Consider the following 15,336-nt stretch of genomic DNA (forward strand, 5'->3'; position numbering starts at 1 on the left):
AAGGAAGGGACCTGACTCATGGGAGCCCAGCTCCGGGTCTACAAGCGTCGCATCCGATCCGTCACCGCGACCAAGAAGATCACGAAGGCGATGGAGATGATCGCCGCCTCGCGCGTCGTCAAGGCGCAGCGCAAGGTGGCGGCCTCCACGCCGTACGCGACCGAGCTCACCCGCGCGGTCACGGCGGTCGGCACCGGCTCGAACACCAAGCACCCGCTGACCACGCAGGCCGAGACGGTCACGCGGTCCGCGGTGCTGCTCCTGACGAGCGACCGCGGTCTGGCCGGCGCCTTCAACTCCAACGCCATCAAGGCGGCGGAGCAGCTGACCGAGCGCCTGGAGCGCGAGGGCAAGGAGGTCGACGTGTACATCGTCGGCCGCCGTGGTGTGGCGCACTACAACTTCCGTGAGCGCAAGATCGCGGAGTCGTGGACCGGCTTCACCGACGAGCCCACGTACGCGGACGCCAAGAAGGTCGCGGCTCCGCTGATCGAGGCGATCGAGACGGCGACGGCCGAGGGCGGCGTGGACGAGCTCCACATCGTCTACACCGAGTTCGTCTCGATGATGACCCAGCAGGCGCTCGACGCGCGCATGCTGCCGCTGAGCATCGAAGAGATCGCGGAGGAGAGGCCGAAGGGCGAGATCCTTCCGCTGTACGACTTCGAGCCCTCGGCGGAGGACGTCCTCGACGCCCTGCTGCCGCGCTATGTGGAGAGCCGTATCTACAACGCGCTGCTCCAGTCGGCCGCCTCCAAGCACGCCGCCACGCGGCGCGCGATGAAGTCGGCCACCGACAACGCGGGCGAGCTGATCAACACGCTCTCCCGACTTGCCAACGCGGCCCGCCAGGCCGAAATCACCCAGGAAATCAGCGAGATCGTCGGTGGCTCCAGTGCCCTGGCCGACGCGACCGCGGGGAGTGACCGATAATGACCACCACTGTTGAGACCGCGACGGCCACGGGCCGCGTCGCCCGGGTCATCGGCCCGGTCGTCGACGTGGAGTTCCCCGTCGACGCGATGCCGGAGATCTACAACGCCCTCCACGTCGAGGTCGCCGACCCGGCGAACGCGGGCGAGAAGAAGATCCTGACCCTGGAGGTCGCCCAGCACCTGGGTGACGGCCTGGTCCGCACCATCTCCATGCAGCCCACCGACGGTCTGGTCCGCCAGGCCGCCGTCACCGACACGGGCACGGGCATCACCGTCCCGGTCGGCGACTTCACCAAGGGCAAGGTGTTCAACACCCTCGGTGAGGTGCTGAACGTCGACGAGAAGTACGACGGCGAGCGCTGGTCCATCCACCGCAAGGCCCCGAACTTCGACGAGCTCGAGTCGAAGACCGAGATGTTCGAGACCGGCGTCAAGGTCATCGACCTTCTCACCCCGTACGTCAAGGGTGGAAAGATCGGTCTGTTCGGCGGTGCCGGCGTCGGCAAGACGGTGCTCATCCAGGAGATGATCTACCGCGTCGCCAACAACCACGACGGTGTGTCGGTGTTCGCCGGTGTCGGTGAGCGCACCCGTGAGGGCAACGACCTCATCGACGAGATGAGCGAGTCCGGCGTCATCGACAAGACCGCGCTGGTCTTCGGTCAGATGGACGAGCCCCCGGGCACCCGTCTGCGCGTCGCGCTGGCCGGCCTCACCATGGCCGAGTACTTCCGTGACGTCCAGAAGCAGGACGTGCTGTTCTTCATCGACAACATCTTCCGCTTCACGCAGGCCGGTTCCGAGGTGTCGACCCTGCTCGGCCGTATGCCCTCCGCGGTGGGTTACCAGCCGAACCTGGCCGACGAGATGGGTCTCCTCCAGGAGCGCATCACCTCGACCCGTGGTCACTCGATCACCTCGATGCAGGCGATCTACGTCCCCGCGGACGACCTGACCGACCCGGCCCCGGCCACCACCTTCGCCCACCTCGACGCGACGACGGTGCTGTCCCGTCCGATCTCCGAGAAGGGCATCTACCCGGCCGTGGACCCGCTGGACTCCACGTCCCGGATCCTGGACCCGCGCTACATCGCGCAGGACCACTACAACACCGCGATGCGCGTCAAGGGGATCCTGCAGAAGTACAAGGACCTCCAGGACATCATCGCGATCCTCGGTATCGACGAGCTCAGCGAGGAGGACAAGCTGGTCGTCCAGCGTGCCCGCCGCGTCGAGCGCTTCCTGTCCCAGAACACGCACGTCGCCAAGCAGTTCACCGGTGTGGACGGCTCGGACGTGCCGCTGGACGAGTCGATCTCCGCGTTCAACTCGATCTGCGACGGTGAGTTCGACCACTTCCCGGAGCAGGCGTTCTTCATGTGCGGTGGTCTCGAGGACCTCAAGAAGAACGCGAAGGAGCTGGGCGTCTCCTGACGCACCGGTGCTCTTTTGAGCCTTGTGCTCTTGGCGAGGGGGCGGGGCACGTCCCGCCCCCTCTGTCACGCCTACTAGACTTGTAACCAACACCCGGCAGAACCGCCGGGTGGTGACCCGAGGAGCCACCCTTGGCTGCTGAGCTGCACGTCGCGCTGGTCGCCGCCGACCGTGAGGTCTGGTCGGGCCAGGCCACCCTGGTCGTCGCGCGCACCACGTCCGGCGACATCGGCGTCATGCCCGGTCACCAGCCGCTGCTCGGTGTGCTGGAGTCGGGCCCGGTGACCATCCGTACGAGTGACGGTGGAACCGTCATTGCCGCGGTGCACGGCGGATTCATCTCGTTCGCGGACGACAAGCTGTCGCTGCTGGCCGAGATCGCCGAGCTGTCGGACGAGATCGACGTCCAGCGCGCGGAGCGGGCACTGGAGCGCGCCAAGTCGGATGACGACGCCTCCGCCGAGCGCCGCGCGGAGGTCCGCCTGCGGGCGGCGACGACGCGCTGACCCCTGGGGGTACCGCCCAGGGCCCTTAGGCTCTGGGACAGTGCACGCGACGACGTCACTCAGCCGCGGCTGGGACCGGAGCAATCCGGTGCCGGTCGCGGCTGAGGCAGATATGGAAGTTTTTTCCGTTCCGTTACCTAGGAGACGAGGAGGTCGGTGTCGATGGTCCTCGCTCTGACTGTGTGCGGAATCGTTGTCGCCCTCGTGGTGCTGGGGCTGTTCGTCTTCGGCCTGCGCCGCAGGCTCATCCAGCGCTCCGGCGGCACATTCGACTGTTCCCTGCGCTGGGACGTGCCGGAGAAACCCGACACCAGCGGCAAGGGCTGGAGCTACGGCGTCGCCCGCTACAACGGCGACCGCATCGAGTGGTACCGCGTCTTCTCCTACGCCTATCGCCCGCGCCGCATCCTGGAGCGCTCCGCGATCGAGGTGGCCGGCCGCCGGGTCCCCGACGGCGAGGAGGAGCTGGCGCTGCTCTCCGACGCGGTGATCCTCACCTGTCTGCACCGGGGAACGCGCCTCGAACTCGCCATGAGCGAAGACGCGCTGACCGGTTTCCTCGCGTGGCTGGAGGCAGCCCCGCCCGGTCAGCGCGTCAATGTCGCCTAGGGGTCTTCAACCCCTTGAACGGCCCTTTGGATTTCCTTACGACAGCCCGCTGTTGATGGCGCTCACCAGCTCGCCGTTGCTGCTGTCACCGCTGAACTCCCAGAAGAATGCGCCACCGAGCCCCTGGGTCTTGGCCCACGCCATCTTCGTACCGATGGTGGCGGGAGTGTCGTACGACCACCAGTTGCTGCCGCAGTGCGCGTACGCCGTGCCGGCGACGGTGCCGGTGGCCGGGCAGGAGTTCTTGAGGACCTTGTAGTCCTCGATGCCCGCCTCGTAGGTGCCGGTCGCCGGGCCGGTGGCCGTGCCGCCGGGGGCGGACTGGGTGACGCCGGTCCAGCCGCGGCCGTAGAAGCCGATGCCGAGCAGCAGCTTGCTCGCCGGGACGCCCTTGGCCTTGAGCTTGGCTATGGCGGCGGCGGAGTTGAAGCCCTCCTTCGGGATGCCGGAGTACGACGTGAGCGGCGAGTGCGGGGCGGTCGGGCCGGTCTTGTCCCAGGCGCCGAAGTAGTCGTACGTCATCACGTTGTACCAGTCGAGGTACTGGGCGGCGCCGCCGTAGTCGGCCGCGTCGATCTTGCCGCCGGACGAGGCGTCGGCCGTGATGGCGGCGGTGATCAGGTAGTTCGAGCCGAACTCGGCACGCAGTGCCTGCGAGAGGTTCTTGAAGGCCGCGGCGCCGGAGGTGTCGCAGGTCAGGCCGCAGGCGTTCGGGTACTCCCAGTCGATGTCGATGCCGTCGAAGACGTCGGCCCAGCGCGGGTCCTCGACCACGGCCTTGCAGGACTTGGCGAAGGCTGCGGCGTTGGCCGCCGCTTGGCCGAAGCCGCCGGAGTAGGTCCAGCCGCCGAAGGAGTACAGCACCTTGATGTGCGGGTACTTGGCCTTCAGCTGGCGCAGCTGGTTGAAGTTGCCGCGCAGCGGCTGGTCCCAGGTGTCGGCGGTGCCGCTGACGGACTGGTCGGCGGTGTAGGCCTTGTCGTAGGCGGCGTAGGTGTCGTCGACGGTGCACTGGCCGTTCTTGACGTTGCCGAACGCGTAGTTGATGTGGGTGATCTTCGACGCGGAGCCGGACGTCACCAGGTTCTTGACGTGGTAGTTGCGGCCGTAGACGCCCCACTCGGTGAAGTAGCCGAGCTTGACCTTGTCGCCGGTCGGGGGCGGTTCCGTGGTGCTGCCCGTGGTGCGCACCGCGCGGGCGCCGCTGACCGGACCGGTCTGGTCGGCGCTGTCGCGTGCCTGGACGGTGTAGGAGTAGTCGGTGCCGGCGCTCAGGCCGGTGTCCGAGTACGAGGTGGTCGTCACCGTCGCGACCTTGGCGCCGTCGCGCAGGACGTCGTAGTTCTTGACGCCGTTGTCGTCGGTGGCGGCCGACCAGCTCAGCTTCACCGAGGTGTTGGTGATGTCGGAGGCGGTGGGCGTGCCGGGGGCGGACGGCGGGTTGTCGCCGGGGACGCTGCCGCCGTCGCAGCTGCCGCCGTTCAGCTTGCAGTTCGCGGGGGAGCCGGAGCCGCTGCCGTTGAAGCCGAAGGTGACGGAGGCGCCGGGGGCGAGGGTGCCGTTCCAGGACTTGTTCTTGGCGGTCCAGTGGGTGCCGGAGGAGGTGACGTCGGCGTCCCAGGCGGAGGTGACGGATGTGCCGGAGGGGAAGTCCCACTCGACCGTCCAGGAGCTGAGGGAGGTCGTGCCGGTGTTCTTCACCGTCCACTTGCCCTCAAAGCCGGAGCCCCAGTCCTGCGTCTTGGCGTAGGTGGCGGTGGCGGACGTCGCGGCCTCGGCGGGGCTCGCGAGGCCGACCAGGCCGGCGAAGGGGAGCAACAGGGTCGCGAACCCTGCCGCGGCTCTGTGTCTGAAGCGCATGCTGCGCCTCCTTGTTGGGGAGTTGGGGGCGTGACTGAGCCTTCACGCCCACGGTGCCGCGAGAATAGAAAGGTCTGGACCACGGGTCAATAGGTCTGGACCACTCTCGTGAGTGCTGGAGCCCCGAACCCCTAGATGCCCAACTCCTGCGCCAGTACGGCCGCTTGGACCCGGCTCCGCAGCTCCAGCTTCCCCAGCAGGCGGCTGACGTGCGTCTTCACCGTCGCCTCGGCCATGTCGAGCCGGCTCGCGATGTCGGCGTTGGACAACCCCTCCCCGAGGCAGGCCAGCACCTCGCGCTCGCGGCGGGTGAGACTGTCCAGGACGGACGGGTCGGCCGTCGTCTCGCGCACCGGCTTCGCGGCGAACTCGGCGATCAGGCGCCGGGTGACGGCCGGGGCGATGAGTCCCTCGCCGCGCGCCACGGTCTGGACGGCCTCGATCAGGTCCCTCGCCTCCGTGTTCTTCAGCAGGAACCCCGCGGCCCCGGCCCGCAACGCCCCGAACACGTACTCGTCGAGGTCGAAGGTGGTGAGCACGAGCACGTCGGCCAGCCGCTCGGCGACGACCTGCCGTGTCGCCGACACCCCGTCCAGGCGGGGCATCTGAATGTCCATCAGCACCAGGTCGGGCCGCAGTTCGCGTGCCATGGCCACCGCCTGCTCGCCGTCCGCCGCCTCGCCGACGACCTCGATGTCGGGGGCGCTGCGCAGGATGAGGACCAGCCCGGCGCGCACGGCGGACTGGTCCTCGGCGACCAGGACGCGGATCATTCTCTGTCTCCTTCGGTCACGGGAAGCGTGGCCCGTACGGCCCAGATCTTGCCGTCGATCGAGTCCGGGTCCTGCACGGGGCCGGCCTCGAAATCGCCGCCCAGCAGCGCGACCCGCTCCCGCATCCCGACCAGCCCGGCACCCGAGCCGGGCGCGCGGGGCCCCTCGCGCTCGCCACCGAACGGGCTGGTCACGGAGACGGTGAGGCAGCCGTCCCGGTGGGCCAGCGCGACCCTGACCCGGCCGGGGGAGGCGTGTTTGAGGGCGTTGGTCAGGGACTCCTGGACGATGCGGTAGGCGGCGAGCTCGACCGGGGCGGGGACGGCGGCGCAGGAGGTGTCGAGGGTGACGTCGAGGCCGTTGGTGCGGGCGCCGTCGACCAGGGCGTCGAGGCCGTCGAGCGTGGGAGCGGCGACGGGCTCGGTGTCGCCGCTGGAGTCGCGCAGGATGCCGATGAGCCGGCGCATCTCGGCGAGCCCTTCGACGCTGTTCTCCCGGATGACCGTGAGGGCCTCCCGGGAGGTCTTCGGGTCGTCGAGGGAGAGCGCGGCCGTGGAGTGGATGGCGATCGCGGAGAGATGGTTGGCGACCATGTCGTGCAACTCGCGTGCCATGCGGGCGCGTTCCGAGGTGACGGCCTGGGCGCGGTCCATCTCGGCCAGCAGTGCGGTCTGTTCGGCGCGCAGCCGGGCGGCCTCGGCGGCGTCGCGGTGGTTGCGCACGATCCAGCCGGTGGCGGCGGGGCCGTACGCCACGACACCGACCCCCACGCCGATCAGCAGCGCCTCCGGGACGCGCCACACCGCGAACGGCACCAGCGTCGCGGCCACCGTGAGCAGACCGGTGATCCACTGGGTACGGCGGGCCGAGGCGAGCGGGCCGTACAGCACGGCCGCGTAGATGATGTCGGTGAACATCAGGATCGTGGCCAGGTTGCCCTGGGTGAAGACGTCCGCGCAGATCGCGGGCGTGCCGATCAGCAGGGCTGCGCGGGGGGCCGTGCGACGCAGCAGCTCGCAGCCGGCCATCACGGTCAGCGGCACCAGGATCGGCCAGGGGCCGTCGAAGAGCGTGATCGGGTCCTTGGCGGTCCGCGTGCCCAGACCGACGCCCAACAGCAGCAGGCCGCCGAGCAGCCCGCCGATGGCGACGTACACGTCGAAGCGGTGCGGGCGGGGGAGGGCCATGACTCCATCCAACACGGTGGCCGTGGCCGACGCCTGATTCCGGGGGAGGGTCCTGGACTGCATCTTTCGATGTACGGCGGTTTCGTCACCGCCGACGACGAAAGGGGCCGTGGCCGCCGGGAGCCTGGAAGGGTGACCGAAGGGAGCATGTTGTGATCGTCGCCCTCATCATCGCCTGTGAGGTGGGCTTCTGGGTGCTGCTGGCCCTGGGCCTGGCCGTCCGCTACCTGCTGAAATGGCGCCGCACCAGCGTGGTGCTGCTGCTGTGCGAGCCGGTGCTGGAGCTCGTCCTGTTCGTCGCGACGGCGATCGACCTGAAGAACGGCGCCGAGCCGAGCTGGGAGCACGGCGTGGCGGCGCTCTACATCGGCTACACCGTCGCCTTCGGCCACTACACGATCCGCTGGCTCGACGGCCACGCCGCCCACCGCCTGGGCGGCGCCCCGCCCCCGCAGAAGCCGCCCCGCTACGGTCGCGCCCGTGCCCGGCACGAGGCGAAGCTGTGGCTGCGGGCAGTGGTCGGGGGAGCGGTGGCCCTCGGGCTGCTCCAACTCGCGGTCTGGTACGTGGGCGACTCGGGGGACGTCAGCTCCCTGCGGGCCTTCCAGTGGGTGGCGATCCGCACGGTCGGCATCTACGGCCTGATCGCCCTGGGGTACTGGATCTGGCCGAAGAAGGCCCCCGCCGGCGCCGAGGAGGAGCCCCGGCACACGGCCGACAAGGAGCATGTCCGGTCATGAGCCCGGCGACGAAAGCGGTGCGGGGCTGCATGGGTGTGCGCCGGCACTCCCGCGGAGCGGCTAGCGCTCCCCGCCCGGCACCCACAGCACGTCCCCGACCTCCTTGTTCGCGGTCCTCGCGAGGATGAACAGGAGGTCGGACAGGCGGTTGAGGTAGGTCGCGGTCAACGGGTTCATCACCTCGCCGTGCACCTCCAGCGCCGCCCACGTCGAGCGCTCCGCCCGGCGTACGACCGTGCAGGCCTGGTGCAGCAGGGCCGCGCCCGGCGTGCCACCCGGGAGGATGAAGGACCGCAGCTTCTCCAGCTGCTCGTTGAAGTGGTCGCAGTCCGCCTCCAGCTTGTCGATGTAGAACTGCTCGACCCGCAGCGGCGGGAACTCCGGGTTCTCCACCACCGGCGTCGACAGGTCCGCACCTACGTCGAACAGGTCGTTCTGCACCCGGGTGAGGACCTTGACGACCTCCTGCGCCAGCCCGCCCAGTGCGATCGCCGTGCCGATCACCGCGTTCGCCTCGTTGGCGTCGGCGTACGCCGAGATCCGCAGATCGGTCTTGGCGACCCGGCTCATGTCGCCGAGGGCGGTGGTGCCCTGGTCGCCGGTCCTGGTGTAGATGCGCGTCAGATTGACCATGTGGCCAGCGTAGTTACGCTCCGGCGGTTCGGAACACGCGTGTGCCGACCGTCACGGCCAGTGCGGTGAAGGCGAGGGCGACCAGGACGCCGTACAGCATGTGCGCCGTCGCGTACGAGCCGATGTACGCGTCCCGCACCGCGTCCACCAGATAGCGGAACGGCACGAAGTGCGAGAGGACGTCCAGCCACGTCGGCCCCAGCGTCATCGGCAGCATCAGGCCCGACAGCAGCATCATCGGCATCGTCATGGCGTTGATCGCCGGGCCGAACTCCTGCGGTGTGCGGACCTTCATGGCGAGCGCGTACGACAGCGAGGCCAGCGACACCGTCAGCAGCGCGACGAACGCGAAGCCGATCAGCACGCCGGGCAGGGGAACCCGCAGCCCCATCACCAGCGCCGCCAGCACCAGCAGCACCGCCTGGAAGACGAACACGGTGGCGTCGCGCAGGACGCGTCCCAGCAGCAGCGCGAGGCGGCTGACGGGCGTCACCCGCATCCGCTCCACCACGCCCTGGCCCTTCTCGATGATGATCGAGAAGCCCGCGAACGACGCCCCGAACAAGCCGAGTTGCAGCAGCAGCCCGGGCACCAGCACCTGCCACGAGCTGCCCTCGTCGCCCAGCGGCAGATCCGTCAGCAGCGGACCGAAGAAGAGCAGATACAGCAGCGGCATCAGCACGCCGAAGAGCAGGGCGAAGCGGGAGCGCAGGGACTGGCGCAGATAGCGGCCGTAGATCAGCGCGGTGTCATGAAGCAGCATCTTCGGGGATTCCTATACGGCTACGGGGGCGGCGTCGGCCTGCGTGGCGCTGCGGCCGGTGATGGCGAGGAACGTGTCCTGCAGTGAGGCGTCGATCGAGCCGCCGTACTGCAGCTTCAGCGCGCTCGGTGTGCCCTCCGCCACGACCACGCCCTTGTCGACGATCACCAGGCGGTCGGAGAGGGCGTCGGCCTCGTCGAGGTAGTGCGTGGTCAGGAAGACGGTCGTGCCGTGCTCGTCGCGCAGGCGCCGGATCAGGTCCCACAGGTCGGCTCGGCTGCCGGGGTCGAGGCCGGTCGTCGGCTCGTCGAGGAACAGGACCTTCGGGCGGTGCGTGAGCGCCATCGCGATGTCGAGGCGGCGCCGCTGCCCGCCGGAGAGGGCGCCCGCCTTGCGGTCGAGGAGGTCGGTCAGGCCCAGATCGCGGGCCAACTCCTCGGCGCGCTCGGTCGCCTGGGTCTTGGTCAGGCGGTACAGGCGGCCCTGGGTGACGAGTTCCTCCCGCACGGTGATCTGCGGATCGACCCCGCCCGACTGGGCCACGTAGCCGCACGCCCGGCGCACTCCGGCCGGGTCGGTGGCCAGGTCGCAGCCCGCCACGGTGGCCGCGCCCCCGGTGGGCGCCAGCAAAGTCGTCAGCATCCGCAGGGTCGTCGTCTTGCCTGCCCCGTTCGGGCCCAGGAAGCCGAGGATCTCGCCCTCGCGGACGGCAAGGTCGATGCCGCGCACGGCCTGGACCGGGCCGAGCTTGGTCTGGAAGGTACGGGCCAGTCCGGCCGTACTGATGATTGGCATGACCCCAGAAAAACAGAGTCCCTTAAATTTTGCAATGACCCCAAAGTTTAAGAGGGCCCAGCGAAGCTAGGATGTGGACCATGGCTGAGGGGCTCAGGGAGCGGAAGAAGCGCGAGACGCGGCAGCGCATCTCGGACATCGCCACCGGGCTGTTCCTGGAGCACGGGTTTGTGACGGTGACCATCGCGGAGGTGGCGGAGGCCGCGGATGTCTCCGTGAACACCGTCTACAACTACTTCCCGGCGAAGGAGGACCTCTTCTTCGACCGCTCCGCCGGCGTCGTCGAGCAGCTCTCCCGCTGGGTGCGCGCCCGGGACGAGGGGGAGTCGGCCGCCCGGGCCGTGCTGCGCGAGCTGCGCGCCGAGGTCGAGGCGGTCTCGCCCCGGATCGGCCTCATGGCGGGCTACGACCGCTTCATGCGCGTCATCCACGAGGCGCCGCCGCTGCGATCGAGGCTGTGGAGCCTCCAGCAGGAGATCCACGACCACCTCGAAGCCACCCTTCGCGAGGAGGCCGGCGCGCCCGACGGCGACCCGCTGCCGGGGCTGATCGCGGGTCAGCTCTCCTGGTGCCATCAGACGGTCTTCGTCACCGTCGGCCGCGAGATGCTCAAGGGGCGCAATCCGGACGAAGTGTCACGTGAGGTGCTCGTGCTTCTCGACGACATCGAGGAGCTGTTGAGCGAGAAGGTGCTCAACTACGCCGTCCGAGGCGCTCAATGACCCGTGCCGGTGTGATGTCCGTCAGATGAGACGTGACTCGCGTTACTAACCGGTCACACAGTCCCTCACGACCGCTAAGGTCCGCCGAAGAGGCAACCTAAACAGGGTGTAAGGCGTTTCAAAGGGGAGTCACAACAGTGGCACGGAAGCTTGCCGTCATCGGCGCCGGCTTGATGGGTTCCGGGATCGCCCAGGTCTCCGCGCAGGCGGGCTGGGACGTCGTCCTCAGGGACGTCACCGACGAGGCACTCAAGCGTGGCACCGACGGCATCAAGGCGTCGTACGACAAGTTCGTCAGCAAGGGCAAGCTGGAGGCGCACGACGCCGATGCCGCCCTCGCCCGGATCACCGCGACCACCGACCTGGACGCCGTCGCCGACGCGGACGTCGTCGTCGAGGCCGTCTTCGAGAAGCTCGAGGTCAAGCACGAGATCTTCCGCGCGCTCGACAAGATCGTGCGGGACGACACCGTGCTCGCCTCCAACACCTCCGCCATCCCGATCACCAAGATCGCGGCGGCCACCGAGCGCCCCGAGCGGGTCGTGGGCGTGCACTTCTTCTCGCCGGTCCCGATGATGCAGCTGTGCGAGCTGGTCCGCGGCTACAAGACGAGTGACGAAACCCTCGCCACCGCGCGGGAGTTCGCCGAGTCCGTCGGCAAGACCTGCATCGTCGTGAACCGGGATGTCGCCGGCTTCGTGACGACCCGGCTCATCTCGGCCCTCGTCGTCGAGGCCGCCAAGCTGTACGAGTCGGGCGTCGCCACCGCCGAGGACATCGACCTCGCCTGCAAGCTGGGCTTCGGCCACGCCATGGGTCCGCTCGCCACGGCGGACCTCACCGGCGTCGACATCCTGCTGCACGCCACCAGCAACATCTACACCGAGTCCCAGGACGAGAAGTTCGCCCCGCCGGAGCTGATGCGCCGGATGGTGGACGCGGGTGACATCGGCCGCAAGAGCGGGCAAGGCTTTTACAGCTACTGAGGTTTCGTAGACCACCGCACAGCCCCTGCGCGCATCACGCGATGGGGTGAATTCGGTATCGGTTCGCTTACAGACGGCAACCTCTGACCGCTCAACGCAGTCAGAGGTTGCATCACCCGTCACAGCGAAGACTCATAGCAAACACAGGCACAAGCACAGGCAACGCATCGCGGAGCACTAACGCACGCTTGGGGAGCGCATATGCACATCAGGGGCGACCACGCCGAACTGGTCGTCGGGGGCGTCCTCGACGTCCGCAGCGCGGCGGACGCCCGTACGGTCCTGCACTCGGCCGTCGACGACGGAGTCGGCGATCTGGTGCTCGACCTGTCCGAGCTGGACTCCTGGGACGCCACCGGACTCGGGGTGATCATGGGGGCCCACCGGCGGGCCGGCCGCTGCGGCCGGCGCCTGGTGCTGCGCGGTGTACCGCCGCAGATGCAGCGCCTGCTGGTGGCCACCCGGCTGCACCGGATCCTGGCGATCGAGGGCGGCATCGGGGTGGAGTCCCTGCCCCGGGTGTGACCCCCGGCACGGGTGGGGCCGGACAGTCGGGCGTTCCGTCTGCGAAGCGTACGACGGGCACAATCCTCACGAGACTGTGATGTCTCGGACGGCGCGGTACCCCGACCTGTCGTAGATACTGTGCGAAGGTTTAGGGTTCGGCTGCCCGCCGGCCAGAACTAACCCCTTCGAGCGGGCCCGGACCAGAAGCGACAGCGCGGTGTGCAAAGGCCGGGAGGGGCCAGGACCCGCAGCACACGACGCTTTTGGGGGGCTTGAAGCTATGGACCCGAACAACCGGGGACCCGAGGAGTACGGACACGACGGCGACGGCCAGGCCTCGCGCCAGCGCCCGCCCAGGGATCCCCTCACAACCGACTTCGGACAGCACACGCCCGCACTTGCCCGCACGGCGCAACTGGTCTCGGGCGACTTCCTGCTCACCGTCAACCCCGTCGACGGCAGCGAGATAGAGGTCTGCCCGTCGGCGGAGCGTCCCGCGCGGCCCGAGAAACTGGGCCCGGCCGACCGCGCCGAGGTCGACCGCGCCGCCAAGCCGCCCGTCCCGCCCGGCCCGACCCGGCCCGCCGAGCCGCTGCTGGCCCGCCAGGAGGAGCGCGAACAGCTGGTACGGCTGCTCGCCCGCGGCCGCTCCGTACGCCTCGTCGGCTCCCCGGGCGCCGGCCGCACCAGCCTCCTCGACCTCGTCGCCGAGGACTGCGCGGACCTCGCCCCCGACGGCGTGGTCCGCCTCACCGGCTTCCACCGCACGCCCGCCGATCTGCTGTACGACCTCTTCTACGCCGTCTACAGCGCCCCCTTGCACCGCCCGGAACAGGACGAACTGCTCACCTTCGTCCGTGAGATCGGCGCGGTCGTCGTCCTGGACGACATCGAGTTCGGCGGCGCCGCGCTCGACGAGCTGCTGGACGCGACCCCCGAGTGCGCCTTCGTGATCGGCGCCACGCCCGATGTGCCCGCGCCGTCCGCCGATTCCGGCATGGAGGACGTCGTCCTCGGCGGGCTCGACCGTGCCGCGAGCGTGGAGCTCCTGGAGCGCGGCGTCGGCCGGGTCCTCACCGAGGACGAGTTGAACTGGGCGGGCGACCTGTGGTTCGAGTCGGAGGGCCTGCCGCTGCGGTTCGTCCAGGCCGGGGCGCTGCTGCGGCAGCGGGACCTGCTGCGGGCCGGGGTGGACGCCGTCGACGAGTACGGGGTCTTCGAGGACGCGGCCCCCGTCGACGCGCCCTTCGAGGCGCCGTTCGGCGGCGAGACCGGCGGCGAGGAGGTGCCGCTGCCGTCGCTCGGCGAGGCGGCCGGCCCGGCGCCGCTGCTCGCCTCGCGGCTGAGCGCCTCGGCCCGCGCCACCCTGAAGTTCGCCGTCGCGCTCGGCGGCGAGGTGCCGCACCAGGCCCATCTGCCCGCACTGGTCGGTGACACCCACGCGGACGCCGCGCTGGGCGAGCTGACCGACTGCGGGTTGGTCTCGCCGGTCGGCTCCCGCTACCGGCTCGCCGCCGGCGTACAGGCCCAGCTGGAGGCCGTCGGATACGCCGAGGACGTCCAGGACGGCGCCCTCAGCGCCGCCCGGCACTACGCCTGGTGGACGGGGCACCCCTCGGTCACGCCGGAGCGCGTGTGCGCCGAGGCGGACGCCGTGCTCGCCGCCCTCGGGGTGCTCGTGCCGGGTACGACGCCGCCCGCCGAGGGCGAGGAGAGCCCCACCGTGCAGCTGGCCCGTACGGCCGCGCCCGCGTTCGCCGCGGGGCTGCACTGGAGCGCCTGGGAGCGGGCGCTGCGAGCCGGTGCCGAGGCCGCCCGCCTCGCCGGTGACGTATCCGAACAGGCCTATTTCCACCACGAGTTGGGCATCCTCGCGCTCTGCAACGGCCGGCTGGACCGGGCCCGCGCCGAGCTGGAGACCTCCATCGGCCTGCGCGGCGCCCTCGCCGACAAGCGCGGCACGGTCGCGGGCCGCCGCGCCCTCGCGCTGGTCTCGGACCGCTCCGGTACGACTCCGGGGGTGGCCGCGTTCGGTGCCACGGCCGGGGAGGAGGTGTCGGACGCGCGGTACGAGGAGTCGCAGTCGCCGCCAGGAGGAGTGCCGGCCGCCGCCTTCCAGCTCGGCGGGGACGGCACGACGCTGGTCACCCACCGGGCGTCGGTGCCCGCGGCGCCGTCGTCCTCGGCGACCTCGCACAAGGGCCGTAGCGGGGTGCGGGGCTTCGCCCGGCGCAACCTCGTCGCGGCTGGCTCGGGCGCGCTGCTCGTGGCCGTGCTCGGCACGGTGGTGACGCTCGGCGCGACCTCCGACAACGACCCCAACACCCCGTCCACCCAGGTCGGCGTCAACCCGTCCGCCAGCCAAGGGGTCGGCGACGACAGTCTCGGCGCCGACAAGGCGGAGGGCGACGACAACAAGGGTTCCGGCGACACGGGTACGGCGACGAGCCGCCCGACGGATCCGGGCCCCGACGGCACGTACGGCACGTCGGACGATCCGACACCGACTGAGTCGGCGGGGCCGTCGGACGACCCGACCGGTACGCAGGGCTCGGGCGGCGGCTCCTCGAACACGCCGACGAAGCCGCCGTCGTCGACGACGCGGCCGCCGACTTCGAGGCCCCCGACGTCCAACCCGCCCACGTCCAACCCGCCCACGTCCGAACCGCCGACCACGGAGCCACCGACGTCGGAGCCGCCGACCAGCGAGCCGCCGACCACGTCGCCGTCCACCTCCGACTCGGCCAGCGGCCCAGCCTCCAGCGCCCCCGCGAGCACCTCCGCAAGCGCGCCGGAGACGAGCGAGGCGGGGGCGCCGAGCAGCTCGGACGCCGTAATCTGACCGCTGATCAAGACAAGAGGGCCGGGTCCGTCCATCGGACCCGG

General features: G+C 70.0%; 15 protein-coding genes. 9 read left to right on the plus strand and 6 right to left on the minus strand.

Going from position 1 to position 15,336, the window contains the following annotated elements:
• The first annotated feature begins 18 nt into the window (after window positions 1–18).
• The 4 genes from EHO50_RS31825 (at window position 19) to EHO50_RS31840 (ending at window position 3,484) form a co-directional block, all read left to right on the plus strand.
• A complete protein-coding gene (locus EHO50_RS31825; RefSeq protein ID WP_128434686.1) occupies window positions 19–933 on the plus strand; it encodes a F0F1 ATP synthase subunit gamma in 915 nt (304 codons plus the stop codon).
• Window positions 933–2,369 (plus strand): F0F1 ATP synthase subunit beta, encoded by a 1,437-nt coding sequence (gene atpD, locus EHO50_RS31830; RefSeq protein ID WP_128434687.1) that lies wholly within the window; start codon window positions 933–935, stop codon window positions 2,367–2,369. The genes EHO50_RS31825 and atpD overlap by 1 nt, the downstream gene beginning before the upstream one ends.
• 131 nt (window positions 2,370–2,500) lie before the next feature.
• Window positions 2,501–2,875: a F0F1 ATP synthase subunit epsilon gene (locus EHO50_RS31835; protein WP_128434688.1), complete on the plus strand. Its 375-nt coding sequence runs from the start codon at window positions 2,501–2,503 to the stop codon at window positions 2,873–2,875.
• Window positions 2,876–3,037: 162 nt separating this feature from the next.
• On the plus strand, window positions 3,038–3,484 hold the full coding sequence (locus EHO50_RS31840) for a DUF2550 domain-containing protein (protein WP_062709764.1): 447 nt from the start codon (window positions 3,038–3,040) through the stop codon (window positions 3,482–3,484).
• A gap of 36 nt (window positions 3,485–3,520) precedes the next feature.
• On the opposite strand, the gene EHO50_RS31845 is transcribed toward EHO50_RS31840, so the two are convergent.
• The 3 genes from EHO50_RS31845 to EHO50_RS31855 form a co-directional block, all read right to left on the minus strand.
• Window positions 3,521–5,344 carry a glycoside hydrolase family 18 chitinase gene (locus tag EHO50_RS31845; protein WP_128434689.1) on the minus strand — a complete coding sequence of 608 codons (1,824 nt, stop codon included), beginning with the start codon at window positions 5,342–5,344 and terminating at the stop codon, window positions 3,521–3,523.
• 131 nt (window positions 5,345–5,475) lie between these two features.
• Entirely contained in the window at window positions 5,476–6,117 is a 642-nt protein-coding gene (locus EHO50_RS31850) for a response regulator (protein WP_128434690.1), read from the minus strand.
• Window positions 6,114–7,304 carry a sensor histidine kinase gene (locus EHO50_RS31855; protein ID WP_246101612.1) on the minus strand — a complete coding sequence of 397 codons (1,191 nt, stop codon included), beginning with the start codon at window positions 7,302–7,304 and terminating at the stop codon, window positions 6,114–6,116. Before EHO50_RS31855 ends, EHO50_RS31850 begins: the two co-directional genes overlap by 4 nt.
• 152 nt (window positions 7,305–7,456) lie before the next feature.
• On the opposite strand from EHO50_RS31855, the gene EHO50_RS31860 reads away from it, so the two are divergent.
• Window positions 7,457–8,044, plus strand: coding sequence for a hypothetical protein (locus EHO50_RS31860; RefSeq protein ID WP_128434692.1), 588 nt, complete (start codon window positions 7,457–7,459; stop codon window positions 8,042–8,044).
• Between the two features lie 60 nt (window positions 8,045–8,104).
• On the opposite strand, the gene EHO50_RS31865 is transcribed toward EHO50_RS31860, so the two are convergent.
• Genes EHO50_RS31865 through EHO50_RS31875 form a run of 3 tightly spaced genes read right to left on the minus strand, consistent with a single transcriptional unit; the run spans window position 8,105 to window position 10,235 of the window.
• On the minus strand, window positions 8,105–8,677 hold the full coding sequence (locus EHO50_RS31865) for a cob(I)yrinic acid a,c-diamide adenosyltransferase (RefSeq protein ID WP_128434693.1): 573 nt from the start codon (window positions 8,675–8,677) through the stop codon (window positions 8,105–8,107).
• Window positions 8,678–8,690: 13 nt separating this feature from the next.
• On the minus strand, window positions 8,691–9,440 hold the full coding sequence (locus EHO50_RS31870) for an ABC transporter permease (RefSeq protein ID WP_128434694.1): 750 nt from the start codon (window positions 9,438–9,440) through the stop codon (window positions 8,691–8,693).
• 12 nt (window positions 9,441–9,452) lie between these two features.
• Window positions 9,453–10,235 (minus strand): ABC transporter ATP-binding protein, encoded by a 783-nt coding sequence (locus EHO50_RS31875; RefSeq protein ID WP_128434695.1) that lies wholly within the window; start codon window positions 10,233–10,235, stop codon window positions 9,453–9,455.
• Window positions 10,236–10,315: 80 nt separating this feature from the next.
• On the opposite strand from EHO50_RS31875, the gene EHO50_RS31880 reads away from it, so the two are divergent.
• The 4 genes from EHO50_RS31880 to EHO50_RS31895 all read left to right on the plus strand — a co-directional run bounded on the left by EHO50_RS31880 (window position 10,316) and on the right by EHO50_RS31895 (window position 15,292).
• A complete protein-coding gene (locus tag EHO50_RS31880; protein ID WP_128434696.1) occupies window positions 10,316–10,957 on the plus strand; it encodes a TetR/AcrR family transcriptional regulator in 642 nt (213 codons plus the stop codon).
• Between the two features lie 137 nt (window positions 10,958–11,094).
• Window positions 11,095–11,943: a 3-hydroxyacyl-CoA dehydrogenase family protein gene (locus EHO50_RS31885; RefSeq protein ID WP_048582924.1), complete on the plus strand. Its 849-nt coding sequence runs from the start codon at window positions 11,095–11,097 to the stop codon at window positions 11,941–11,943.
• Window positions 11,944–12,144: 201 nt separating this feature from the next.
• Entirely contained in the window at window positions 12,145–12,468 is a 324-nt protein-coding gene (locus EHO50_RS31890; protein WP_030046661.1) for an STAS domain-containing protein, read from the plus strand.
• A 262-nt stretch (window positions 12,469–12,730) separates the two neighbouring features.
• On the plus strand, window positions 12,731–15,292 hold the full coding sequence (locus EHO50_RS31895) for an ATP-binding protein (protein ID WP_128434697.1): 2,562 nt from the start codon (window positions 12,731–12,733) through the stop codon (window positions 15,290–15,292).
• Window positions 15,293–15,336: the final 44 nt, after the last annotated feature.

It is taken from the genome of Streptomyces cyaneus (assembly GCF_004028635.1).
In the GTDB taxonomy this organism is placed as follows: Bacteria; Actinomycetota; Actinomycetes; order Streptomycetales; family Streptomycetaceae; genus Streptomyces; species Streptomyces cyaneus.

Bases quoted from the DNA above. Each gene is read 5' to 3' on its own strand.
- EHO50_RS31825 (WP_128434686.1), top strand. From the start codon at position 19: ATGGGAGCCCAGCTCCGGGTCTACAAGCGTCGCATCCGATCCGTCACC.
- atpD (WP_128434687.1), top strand. From the start codon at position 933: ATGACCACCACTGTTGAGACCGCGACGGCCACGGGCCGCGTCGCCCGG.
- EHO50_RS31840 (WP_062709764.1), top strand. From the start codon at position 3,038: ATGGTCCTCGCTCTGACTGTGTGCGGAATCGTTGTCGCCCTCGTGGTG.
- EHO50_RS31845 (WP_128434689.1), bottom strand. From the start codon at position 5,344: ATGCGCTTCAGACACAGAGCCGCGGCAGGGTTCGCGACCCTGTTGCTC.
- EHO50_RS31850 (WP_128434690.1), bottom strand. From the start codon at position 6,117: ATGATCCGCGTCCTGGTCGCCGAGGACCAGTCCGCCGTGCGCGCCGGG.
- EHO50_RS31855 (WP_246101612.1), bottom strand. From the start codon at position 7,304: ATGGCCCTCCCCCGCCCGCACCGCTTCGACGTGTACGTCGCCATCGGC.
- EHO50_RS31865 (WP_128434693.1), bottom strand. From the start codon at position 8,677: ATGGTCAATCTGACGCGCATCTACACCAGGACCGGCGACCAGGGCACC.
- EHO50_RS31870 (WP_128434694.1), bottom strand. From the start codon at position 9,440: ATGCTGCTTCATGACACCGCGCTGATCTACGGCCGCTATCTGCGCCAG.
- EHO50_RS31875 (WP_128434695.1), bottom strand. From the start codon at position 10,235: ATGCCAATCATCAGTACGGCCGGACTGGCCCGTACCTTCCAGACCAAG.
- EHO50_RS31880 (WP_128434696.1), top strand. From the start codon at position 10,316: ATGGCTGAGGGGCTCAGGGAGCGGAAGAAGCGCGAGACGCGGCAGCGC.
- EHO50_RS31890 (WP_030046661.1), top strand. From the start codon at position 12,145: ATGCACATCAGGGGCGACCACGCCGAACTGGTCGTCGGGGGCGTCCTC.
- EHO50_RS31895 (WP_128434697.1), top strand. From the start codon at position 12,731: ATGGACCCGAACAACCGGGGACCCGAGGAGTACGGACACGACGGCGAC.